12 protein-coding genes are annotated in these 11065 nt (G+C 62.4%); 3 read left to right on the top strand and 9 right to left on the bottom strand.

Annotated features, from left to right (window positions below):
• The 8 genes from speA to MPJ51_RS16625 all read right to left on the bottom strand — a co-directional run.
• A partial coding sequence (gene speA, locus MPJ51_RS16590; protein ID WP_298388976.1) for a biosynthetic arginine decarboxylase occupies positions 1-986 on the bottom strand: 986 nt, incomplete at its 3' end.
• A 103-nt stretch (positions 987-1089) separates the two neighbouring features.
• Complete coding sequence (locus tag MPJ51_RS16595) at positions 1090-2175, bottom strand: DUF1513 domain-containing protein (protein WP_298388978.1); 1086 nt, start codon at positions 2173-2175, stop codon at positions 1090-1092.
• Positions 2176-2178: 3 nt separating this feature from the next.
• Positions 2179-3186, bottom strand: a complete 1008-nt coding sequence (locus tag MPJ51_RS16600; protein WP_298388980.1) for an imelysin family protein — start codon at positions 3184-3186, stop codon at positions 2179-2181.
• 3 nt (positions 3187-3189) lie between these two features.
• The gene (locus MPJ51_RS16605; protein ID WP_298389036.1) at positions 3190-4680 is read right to left on the bottom strand and encodes a di-heme oxidoredictase family protein; all 1491 of its coding nucleotides are present in this window, start codon (positions 4678-4680) and stop codon (positions 3190-3192) included.
• A 13-nt stretch (positions 4681-4693) separates the two neighbouring features.
• Positions 4694-5179: a bacterioferritin gene (bfr, locus tag MPJ51_RS16610; RefSeq protein ID WP_298388982.1), complete on the bottom strand. Its 486-nt coding sequence runs from the start codon at positions 5177-5179 to the stop codon at positions 4694-4696.
• A complete protein-coding gene (locus tag MPJ51_RS16615) occupies positions 5127-5420 on the bottom strand; it encodes a (2Fe-2S)-binding protein (RefSeq protein ID WP_298388984.1) in 294 nt (97 codons plus the stop codon). The genes bfr and MPJ51_RS16615 overlap by 53 nt, the downstream gene beginning before the upstream one ends.
• A 161-nt stretch (positions 5421-5581) precedes the next feature.
• Positions 5582-6850, bottom strand: a complete 1269-nt coding sequence (locus MPJ51_RS16620; protein WP_298388986.1) for an imelysin family protein — start codon at positions 6848-6850, stop codon at positions 5582-5584.
• A gap of 436 nt (positions 6851-7286) precedes the next feature.
• A complete protein-coding gene (locus MPJ51_RS16625) occupies positions 7287-8495 on the bottom strand; it encodes a zinc ABC transporter substrate-binding protein (protein ID WP_298388988.1) in 1209 nt (402 codons plus the stop codon).
• 56 nt (positions 8496-8551) lie between these two features.
• On the opposite strand from MPJ51_RS16625, the gene MPJ51_RS16630 reads away from it, so the two are divergent.
• From MPJ51_RS16630 to MPJ51_RS16640, 3 genes are read left to right on the top strand one after another with little or no spacing between them, the layout of a single operon-like run.
• Positions 8552-9064 (top strand): transcriptional repressor, encoded by a 513-nt coding sequence (locus MPJ51_RS16630; protein WP_298388990.1) that lies wholly within the window; start codon positions 8552-8554, stop codon positions 9062-9064.
• 4 nt (positions 9065-9068) lie between these two features.
• Positions 9069-9809 carry a metal ABC transporter ATP-binding protein gene (locus tag MPJ51_RS16635; RefSeq protein ID WP_298388992.1) on the top strand — a complete coding sequence of 247 codons (741 nt, stop codon included), beginning with the start codon at positions 9069-9071 and terminating at the stop codon, positions 9807-9809.
• Positions 9809-10606 carry an iron chelate uptake ABC transporter family permease subunit gene (locus tag MPJ51_RS16640; RefSeq protein WP_298388994.1) on the top strand — a complete coding sequence of 266 codons (798 nt, stop codon included), beginning with the start codon at positions 9809-9811 and terminating at the stop codon, positions 10604-10606. The genes MPJ51_RS16635 and MPJ51_RS16640 overlap by 1 nt, the downstream gene beginning before the upstream one ends.
• A 39-nt stretch (positions 10607-10645) precedes the next feature.
• Here MPJ51_RS16640 and MPJ51_RS16645 read toward each other — a convergent pair.
• Positions 10646-11065, bottom strand: a 420-nt coding sequence (locus MPJ51_RS16645) for an HD domain-containing protein (protein ID WP_298388995.1), incomplete at its 5' end; no start/stop codon positions are given.

Genomic DNA, 11065 nt, shown 5'->3' on the forward strand with positions numbered 1-11065 from the left:
TGGTCCACCCCGGCCTCATCCATCGCATAGGCCACGGTTTCGACCACATTGGCGCAGTATTCCGCGACCGTGTAGTTGATCGAGTTCTCGGCGGCCTTCTTTTCACCGGTATAGTCCACGCCCATGCCGCCGCCGAGGTCCAGATGGGTCAGCGGCACGCCTTCGCGGGTGAGTTCCGAGTAATAGCGGCATGCCTCGCCCACCGCGCGGCGCACGTCGTTGACGTCCTGCACCTGTGATCCAAGATGCGAGTGCTGCAGCTTCAGGCAATGCAACAGACCGGCGGCTTTCAGCTTGTCCACGGTGGCAACCAACTGGTCAGTGTTCATGCCAAAGGCCGACCGGTCGCCCGAGCTTTCCTCCCATTTACCACTGATCTGGTTGGTTAGCTTCACCCGCACGCCGAGCAGGGGTTCGATGCCTAGCTCGTTATAGACCTCGATCACCGTGTCGGCCTCTTTCGGGCTTTCCAGCACAATGACCGTGTTGAAGCCGATCTTGCGGCTGAGGATGGCCAGTTGGACAAATTCGGTATCCTTGACGCCGTTGCAGACGATCAGCGCTTCGCTTGCCAGTCGGTGGGCCAGCGCGATCACCAGTTCGGGTTTCGATCCGGCCTCAAGCCCGTAATTGTATTTATGGCCAAACTCGACGATCCGATCGACCACCTGCGCCTGTTGGTTGACCTTGATCGGGAAGACGCCGCGATAGTTGCCCTTGTATCCGGTGCGGGCGATGGCCTCAGCGAAGCTGTCGTTGATATGGGCAACCTCGTGTTCCAGATAGGAACTGATGCGCAGGACCATCGGCGATTTGATGCCGCGCTGATCCAGATCGTGCAGGATACCCGGCAGGCTGATCGCATCGGCCTGTGGCGCCAATGGGTTGCGCAGGCCGATCTCGCCCTGTTCCGTCACCTCGATGAGGCCTTTGCCCCATTTCTCAACCCCGTAGATGGAATGTGGTGCGGTGGGCGTGTGTTTCAATCAGGTCGATCCTTGCTGGTCAGGGTGCCGGTTTCGCGCCCGCCAATACGGCAGCAGCTTGATTCGTCCAAGTATAAACTGTTTGAACGGCGCTTGCCGGGTTTCAGCCGAAGGCGCGGATGGGGATCAGGTGGTTGTCCCATTGGCAGTCGAGCGCTGACAGAGTTTTCGCCCGTCTCCCCTGAGCCGTACCGAATTGGCCGGTCCCGGTGGTAAAGATCAGCCCGTCCGGCCCGGTGCCCAGCCCGCAGACATCGGTCAGGGCATGAGCTGCGATCAGGGTGCCACGGTCCACATCAAACAGGTGCAAGGCGTCGCCACGCGGGCAGGTGATGGCAATCGCGTCGCCCCCGGCGGCAAAGGCAATGGAACCGGCATAGCCTTGCAGGGTGCTTTGATCCGCCTCTGGTGCGGTCAGCAGCCGGGGCGCTTCGCCCCGGCGGTGCAGGCCCAGCAGCGGCGGGTGCTCGGTCAGGTCGCCCTGCCATTGCATCGCAAAGCCGACCAGCCCGTCCGCGCGCACAGCAAGATGGCGGATCGAGTTCTTGTGCAGCGCCTGTGGCAGTTCCACGTGTTCCAGCACCGCACCCGACAGGTCCAGATAGGTCAGCCGGGGCTGCATGGTCGGGATGTTCAACTTGCTGCGCCCGGTATCGGGATGGGTTTCGATGCCGCCATTGGCGATGACCAGAGTGTCCCCGTCCGGCATCAGCCGCATGTCATGCGGGCCGATACCGCCTGACGAAAACTCTCCGATACGGGTGAAGGTGGCCGTGTCCCAGACACCGATCACGCCGGTTCCGGCCTCATAGTCGTTTTCGGTGGTGAAGAACTGATCCCCGTCGGCGGTAAAGACGCCGTGGCCGTAGAAATGCCGCCCTTCGGGCGCGTGCAGCTGCCGGGTCACGGTGCCCGAGGTGCAGTCGATGACCTGTGCAAAGGTGCCGGGTCGGCGGGCAAAGGCCACGGCCAGTGTCCGGTGCGGATGGGCGGCGGCGGCATGGCCGCGTCCGGGCAGGGGCAGCGAGAACAGGATCGTCCCGCCCGCATCCAGCCCGGCCAGCCGATAGAAACCATCCGGAAACAACCCGGCTGCCAGAAAATCGGGCGCACCCGCTGCGCTCCATCCCCGGACCGGGGTCAGAGTGGCGGCGGCGAGACCGGCAAGGAAATGGCGACGGGTGGTCATCGGTCAGTCTCCGTCCAGCGAGTTGAACCCGGCGCTGATGCCAAGGGTCGGGCCAAGCTCAGTCGCGACGATGGCCCGCAGATCGTTGATCTCTTGTTGCAGTGCCTCGACCCGAAGCCGTCCTTGCGGGGTGGCGACACCGGCCAGCACGGGGTCTTCAAGCTTCTGCGCGCGGGTGATGGCCTTGTTGAAACCGGCGTCCAGCGATGTGGCGATATCGGGATGATCGACAGACAGGCGCGCCGCAAGGTCGCGCAGCGCCACCAGCGACAGTTCGACATGGCGCAACGCGCGGCCGGACCGGCGCGCCTCGGCCCGGTTGGGGCGGGGGCGGTCGAACGTGCCCAGCGGACGTCCCAGCCGCGTTTCCGAGGTGAATTGCAGCCCGGCGCTGAGCGCCTTGAACAGCTCCTGTAAGGCTTCCTCGTCGGACCGATAGGGGCTGTCCGCGCCGGGTTGCGTCAGCACCAGCGCATAGGATTGCCAATCTTCGGCGATAGCATCGGCATTGCGGTTGATATCGGTGGTGATGGCACGGATCACGGCGCAGCGCTGCTCGGCCTCGCCTGTGGCGGCAAAGGCGGGGTCATAAAGCATCTGTTCCAGCGCAAAGAACCCGCGCCCGGCGATGGAGGTCTGCGCGAACGCGTCGGGGTCATCCAACCCCGTATCCGCAGCGATCAACTGTGACAGAGCCTTGGGCGTGAATCCCTTGGTGTCCGGCCAGAAGGCGATGGCAAAAGCGCGGTCGCCGGTCTCGGTCGGGCCAAAGCGCAGGTGGCTGGCGGAAATCCAGTCATCAAAGGCTGCGTGATAGGCATCGCGCAACCCGGGCGCGTCGGCGGCGCACTCCGCCTCGGCTGCCGCTTTCAACTGCTGCGTGGCCTCGGCCAGTTGCGCAAAGCGCGGCAGGATGTGGGATTGGGTCACGTCATCCAGGATCGGGCCGCGATCCTGCGCCATGGCGGTCAAGGGCAGCAACAGGGCGGTGACGAAGGGGATAGTACGCATCACTCAGAGGCTTTCGAGAAATCGGATCAGGGCATCGCGGTCGGCTTTGGGCATCGAAACCACCTGATCCCGCGCCGCCTGCGCCTCACCGCCATGCCACAGGATCGCCTCCAGCAGCGACCGCGCGCGGCCGTCATGCAGGAACTGGGTGTGGCCCGAGACACGCTCGGTCAGGCCAATGCCCCAGAGCGGCGGGGTGCGCCATTCGCGGCCCGTCGCGCGGGCTTCGGGGCGGTTATCGGCCAGACCTTCGCCCATGTCATGCAGCAGCAGGTCGGTATAGGGCCAGATCAGTTGGAAACTGTGCTCGGGACGGTCCGGCATCCGGTGGGTGACATGGGACGGAGTGTGGCAGGCGGTGCAGCCGGTGGTGTAGAAGACCTCTTTCCCGCGCAGAACCTGCGGGTCATCCACGTCGCGCCGTCCGGGCACGCCAAGATTGCGGCTGTAGAAGGCGACAAGGTCCATGCCGGTCTCATCAATCTCGAACACGCGCACATCGCCGTCACCATGAGGGGCGTTGGTGCATTGCACCTGTGCCTCGGTACAGTCGCCCTGAGGCAGCGGGAAAAGCGGGCTGGAGATGCCGATATCCCCGGCAAAGGCGGCAGCGGATTGCTCCATCACCGTGGGCATTGCGGCCTTGTGGCCAAAGCGGCCCATCATGGGCTGATCGAACTCGGTGGACCAGACGATATTGGCACGGCCCGAGATACCGTCGCCATCCGTATCTTCGGGGTCGGCCCTGGCCAGCAACTCGTCCACGGGGATGGATTCCAGCAGGCCCAGACCGATCATCTGCGGCGCCACCCGGGGGCTGAGCATCGCGTCGGGGTGCAGCGGCCCGTATCCCAGATCAGCCGCGATATAGGTCGGGCGGCGCAGCATCGCGGTGTCGCCTTCTGACAGCGCCACGGGGACCTCTTCATAGGTGATGTCCAGCCGGTATTCGGCGGGGTGCCCGGCCAGAGCGAAATCCTGCATCTGCAGGCCATAGTTGGGTTCGGGCAGGGTGGCGATGTAATCGGCGATGCCTTCGGGCGCATCCTCGGGCAGGCCGGGGACCGAGACCCGCAGGAACATCGAAATCGCGTTGTCCTCGGGCCCGTTCGGCGTATGCCCACGCCCATCCTTGATATGGCAGCGCTGGCAGGAGCGCGCGTTATACAGCGGGCCCAGCCCGTCCGATGCCTTGGTCGAGGATGGTGAAGACACCCAGATTTTCTTGAACAATCCGTTGCCGACCCGGAAATCCAGTTCCTGCTCGAAACTGATATTGGCCGAAGGTTGCGAGAATGCGTCCGCATCCGTGCGCACGCGAACCGTTGCGGCCCCGGCTGGCAGTTCCTCGAACCGCTGGGGCGCCGTGAAATCGTCAGGCGCGGCGGTGGCGCCGGAAATCCGGGCGCGTTCTGCGTCGGTGCGGGGAAGTGTGTTCAGGTGCAGGTCCTGCAGCTCGGCTGACAGGGCGGGGGTGGCCGCGTGAACGGCCACCAGCAAAAGAAGGCTACTCGCCTTCGTCCATTTTCGATGCGTTGAGCTGCGCATAATTGGCTTCGCCAATCCTTTCATAAAGATCGAGCTGCGTTTCGAGGAAATCGATATGCCCTTCTTCGTCACGGATCAATTGCTCGAACAGCGACATAGAGGCGTAGTCGCCCGCCTCGCGGCAATAGTCGCGGGCTTCGACATACAGCGCCCGGGCATCGTTTTCCGCCGCCAGATCGCATTCCAGCGTTTCCTTGGGCGTCTGACCGATCCGCAGCGGGTCCAGTTTTTGCAGGTTGGGATGGCCTTCGAGGAAAATGATTCGTTCAATCAGCTGGTCCGCATGGCCCATCTCTTCGATGGATTCCTCGCGGCTTTTCTTGGCCATGTGACCAAGGCCCCAATCTTCCTGAAGCCGGTAATGCAGCCAGTACTGGCTGACCGCAGTCAGCTCATGCCGCAGTGATTTGTTGAGGTATTCTATGACTTTGGGATCGCCCTTCATTGACACTCTCCTGTGTTACTGCGGTGCGCAAGGCACGCAGTTGCATGGGGACTTTCAGGTTATCATCTGCCCGCATTGTGTCTAGGAAAAGCGGCATGCAGCCGCCGCAATCCGCTGATTTTCCAAGGGCATGATAAATCTTGCCGGGCGTGATGATGGCCTGAGGGTCAGCCGTGCGCATCCAGTCAATGGCGGCGCGGATATCATGGTCCGAGATGTTGGTGCAGTGGCAGATGATCATGGCGATTCGATCAGTTCCGTATATCCTACATAATTAGTAGGTTATTTGTTCGAGGTCCAGTTTGGCGACGCAAATCTTCGTGATTTGCAGGGAGGGCGGAGGCGCAAGTGCGATGCGCCCCCTGTAGATGGCCGGACGAGGGGAAAACCGGCCAATGTGACTTATTGGAAGACCGCGTTGGGGTTATCCAGGCTGTCCGAGCCTTCGAACTCGATCTGGTCCAGTTCCAGCGTGCTGACGATGCGTTCGATGGTTTTGGTCTGATCGACCAGACCGTTGACGCCGCCCATGATCAACGCTTCGCCGCCTGCGTTGCCGGCCTCCAGCATCTGGTCATAGGCGAAACCGGCCTCGGCGGTCGATTTGATGCGACCCAGCGCCTGCATGGTGGTGGCCAGCTTGGCCTGCATCTCGGTGTCCAGCGACGGATCGGTCGCGATCACCAGATCCGACAGCGATGCGCCCGAAACCGGAGTGCCGTCGATACGGGTGTAGCTGCCCAGATAGACGTTCTGGATGCCCAGCCCGTCATAGTAATGGCTGTTATGGGTGTTGTCGGCAAAGCAATCATGCTCTTCCTCGGGGTCGTTCAGCATCAGGCCCAGACGCATCCGCTCACCCGCCTGTTCGCCATAGGACAGCGAGCCCATGCCGGTCAGGATCGCCGCAACGCCTGCGTCCTCGTTCGTCAGCAGTGCCGCGCGGGCTTCGCCGCCTTGCTGCCACTGGGCGGCCATCCATTCCAGATCGCTGACCAGCAGATCGGTGGCGGCGCTCAGATACTGGGAGCGGCGGTCACAGTTGCCGCCGGTGCAGGCGTCACCCTGAACGTAGTCGGTATAGGGACGGTTGCCCGCGCCTGCGCCGTGGCCGTTCAGGTCCTGACCCCACAGCAGGAATTCGATGGCGTGATAGCCGGTGGCGACATTGGCCTCGATCCCGTCTGCCTCGTGCAGGGTCTCGCCCAGCAGTTCCGGAGTGATCTCGCTGGCGTCAATGGTTTCGCCTGACAGTTCGAAGCTGGGGTTGGCGATGACGTTCAGGGCGGCGAATTCGTTTTCATCGGTCGGGCCACCATACGCGGCGTCCACATAATCGATCAGACCTTCGTCCAGCGGCCAGGCGTTCACCTTGCCTTCCCAGTCATCCACGATGGCGTTGCCGAACCGGTAGACCTCGGTCTGCTGGTAAGGCACGCGGGCGGCGATCCATGCCGCGCGGGCCTGGTTCAGCGTGGCATCCGACGGATCGGCGATCAGCGCGTTGACGGCCGTCTGCAGGATTTTTGCAGCGATCAGGCTGTCGTCATACTTGGCCTCGGCAATGTTGGCATAGGTGTCCAGCACATCCGCCTTCGAGGGCGCTTCGGCCATGGCTGCCGATGCAATGCACAGTGTCATGGCGCTGGTCGCGGTGAATAACTTGGTCATAAGGTCAGACCCTTCCTGTCAAATCGGGATTCGTACCCCGCAGGTCGGCGGGGATTGGATGCGCGATTTCTGAGTGAATTAGTCGATTATGTCAACCTGAGTTTTTTAATCAGATTAATCTGCACCCTGCGATTCCGGAACTGGACGTTTTGCCCAGCCAGGTCGCTGGGTACGGCTGGCGGTTTCACCAGAACTGATCTGTTTGCGAACATGGGCAGCGCACCACGCTGAGCGATCTGACCCAACCCCCGCGCGACCGTCTGGAGCAGACCCTCATCGAACAAGATAAAGGGCCGCCAGAGTAGTTTCCGGCGGCCTTTTGAACATCATTTTTGTCAGGGGCGGGGCCACTCGACAATCAGCGCACTCAAAACCTGCACCACCCCTGACAGAGATCAGCCCGACCGTTTTTTCGCGGTCAGACCGACGAGGTGTTTCACAGGCATCCGGCCAGCGTTTTCGCCATGTTACGGATCAGTTGCGGATAGAGGTCGACACCCGGTTCCAGCTCGGCCCCCAATGGGTCGATGACGCCGGTTTTGGCCTCGGTCCCGTCCAGCACGGTGCTGACCAGACCGGGGTTGAACTGGGGCTCGGTCAGAACGCAATCGACACCTTCTTCACGAATACGGCCCTGAATTTCCGCGACCCGCGCGGGGCCGGGGTCTGACGCATCGCTCAGGGAAATCGCGCCCGAAGCGGGGAAATCGAACGTATCCTCGAAATACTGATAGGCATCGTGGAAGACGATAAAGCTGCCCCCGCGCACGGGGTCGAGCGTTGCCGAGACCTCGGCAGACAGCGCCTCCATCTCGGCGCGGGCGGCGGCGGCGTTGGCATAGTAGGCACCTGCATTATCGGGGTCTGCCGCCGACAACTGCGCCGCGATCACGTTCAGCCAGGTTTCGGCATTATCCAGAGACAGCCAGGCATGCGGGTCATGCGCACCATGCCCGTGTGCATCGTGGTCGTGGCCAGCGTGATCTTCGTCGCCATGGTCGTCAGAATGACCGGCTTCTTCTTCATGGCCGTGTGCGTCACCTTCGGCGTGGTCTTCATGGTCATGGCTGTCTTCTTCGGCATGATCATCATGGTCGTGGCCGTCTTCATCCGCGTGATCATCATGACCCTCGTCGCCGTGGTCGTGATCATCCTGCGCCTTGTCTTCTTCCCCGGCGTGGTCGTCGTGATCGTGGCCCGCCTCATCCTCGGCATGATCGTCATGGTCATGCCCGTCTTCCTGCGCGTCGTCGTGACCGTCGTCTTCACCATGCGCGTGCGCTTCGAACAGGGCGCCTTCGCGGAAATCCAGCAGGACGGTTCCGTCGGCCTCCAACAAGCTTGTGACGGCGGCCTCGCCAGCAAGGGTTTCGATTGCGTCATGCATCCAGGGCGTCAGGTCTTCGCCCATCCAGAAGACCAGATCGGCGTCTTGCAACGCGGCGGCCTCGGACGGGCGCAGGTTGTATTCGTGGGGCGAGGCGCCGGGCTGTACGATCAGGTCCGGGGTGCCGACCCCGTCCATCACCCGTGCGACCAGCGAATGCACCGGCGCGATATCTGTGGCGACGTTGGGCACCTCTGCCAGGGCAGTACCGCCCATCAACGCAGCCGTGATCGAAATGGGGAGAAGCTTTCTGGACATCAGACCCTCTGTGTGATTTTATAACATTGCGAGCCACATATATGATATGAAATAACATGACAAGTGAGACGACACCCAATTCCGCCGACATGTCGGCGCTTGTCGGGTTCCAGAAACATGACCACGCCCATTGCGTCGAAACCGCCCTTACCACGGCCGAGGCGCGCTGCAAGGCCGAGGGCCTGCGCCTGACCCCGGTGCGTCACAAGGTGCTTGAGATGCTGCTGCAGGAGCATCGCGCGCTGGGGGCCTATGCGATTCTGGACCGGCTGCGGCAGGAAGGGTTCGGGTCACAGCCCCCCGTGGCCTATCGTGCGCTTGATTTCCTTGTCGAAAATGGATTTGTCCACAAGATCGAACGTCTGAACGCCTTCGTCGCCTGCGCCCATCCCGGCGCCAACCATTCCCCGGCCTTCATGATCTGCCGTCTCTGCGATGCGGTGGCCGAGGCGCACTCGACCCCCGCCAAAGGCGCGTTGGGCGATGCCGCCCGCGCCGCCGGGTTCGAGATCGAGCGCACCGTGGTCGAGGCCGAAGGCATCTGCCCCGCCTGCACCGAGAAGGCCTGAGCCCATGTCTCTGATCCATGTTGACGGCCTCAGCGTGCGCTATGGCAGCAATACCGTGTTGCATCACGTGAACCTGACCATCGAACCGGGTGAGATCGTGACGATCGTCGGCCCCAATGGCTCGGGCAAGACCAGCCTGTTGCGCGCCATCATCGGCGCGACCGCGCCCTCAGCCGGGACGGTGACGCGAAAGCCCGGGTTAAAGATCGGCTATGTGCCGCAAAAGCTGCATATCGACCCGACCTTACCGATCACTGTCGAGCGCTTCATGCGCCTGACCCATCCGGTGCCGCGCCAAGACTGTGCGGCGGCGTTGGAGGCGGCAGGCGTGCCCGATTTGCTGAAACGTCAGATGTCGCAACTGTCCGGCGGCCAGTTCCAGCGCGTGCTGCTGGCGCAAGCGCTGATCAACCGGCCCGAGGTTTTGCTGCTGGACGAGGCGACGCAGGGGCTGGATCAACCGGGCTCGGCAGCGTTTTATCGGCAAATTGAGACCGTGCGCCGCGACACCGGCTGCGCCATTCTGATGATCAGCCATGAATTGCACGTGGTCATGAGCGCCTCGGACCGGGTGGTTTGTCTGAACGGGCATGTCTGCTGCGAAGGGTCCCCGGCGGTGGTGGCCTCGGCCCCCGAATACCGGGCCTTGTTCGGAACCGGCACGGGAGGCGCGTTGGCGCTGTATCGGCATGATCACGACCATGACCACGATCATGGGTCACACTCTCAGGACGCGGCGGAATAATGCTGGATGATTTCATGACGCGGGCAACGCTCGCAGGAGTAGGCGTGGCTTTTGCGGCGGCGCCGCTGGGCTGTTTCGTGGTCTGGCGCCGGATGGCCTATTTCGGGGACGCGACCGCACATGCCGCGATTCTAGGCGTGGCATTGTCGCTGACCTTCCAGATGTCGATCTTTACCGGAGCTTTGGCTGTGGCGCTCATCATGGCGCTGACCGTGACTCTGCTGGCCGGGCGAGGTTATGCGATGGACACGTTGCTGGGCGTTCTGGCCCATTCCGCGTTAGCTTTCGGGCTGGTGGCGGTATCTTTTCTGTCGGGTGTACGCATCGACCTGATGGCCTATCTGTTTGGTGACATTCTGGCGGTCTCACGCGCTGATCTGGCTGTGATCTGGGGCGGGGCTGCTTTGGTGGTGGCCTTGATCGCTTGGCGCTGGTCGCACCTGCTGACCGCAACGCTGAACGAGGAACTGGCTTATGCCAGCGGTTTCAATCCGAAGCGAGAGCAGTTGATCCTGACCCTGTCGCTGGCCGTGACTGTCGCGGTGGCGATCAAGGTTGTCGGCGTGCTGCTGATTGCCGCGATGCTGATCATCCCGGCGGCGGCGGCCCGCAGTCTGGCGCGCTCACCCGAATCCATGGCGCTGATTGCGGCGGCCATTGGCGCAATCTCCGCCGTGGCGGGGCTGCGGGCGGCGTATATCTTTGATACTCCGGCGGGGCCGTCGATTGTCTGTGTCGCGGCGGTTCTGTTTCTTTGCCTCAGCCTGCTGGGCTGGCAAGGGCGGCGTCGGGCTTGAACGAATGGGGCTGGATTTCTGAACCAGCCCATTGATGCGTCATTGGCAGTGCTGGTCAACCAGACGCTGTAGAATAGGCGCGAAATGCCAAAAATCCGGCGTTTCCATGCCCGCGTGTTTCCCCGCATCGTCCAGAAACCGCACCGCGATGATCTCCTCCAGATTGGGATTTCTTTTGAATTCGGCAACCTCATCCTCATTCATCGGGCCACCCTGCAGGTTCAGGGAATGGACCGAGGCTTCGGACAGGCGGCGGAAGTATTCGGGGCGGGTGGCGCAGAGGTATCGTTTGGCCGCCACGTGGTAGCGGACGCAATCGGTGATGACCGAGGGGAAGAAGCGTTCCAGTACCTCGGCCCCGGCATCCTCGTGGTGGCGATCTTCGGTGTCGTCCATGGTGAAGGTGCCGAATTCGCTGGTGAAATGCCCGATATCATGCAGCAGCGCGGCGGCGACGAT

The sequence above is a fragment of the Ruegeria sp. genome (assembly GCF_028066395.1).
Taxonomy (GTDB): domain Bacteria; phylum Pseudomonadota; class Alphaproteobacteria; order Rhodobacterales; family Rhodobacteraceae; genus Ruegeria.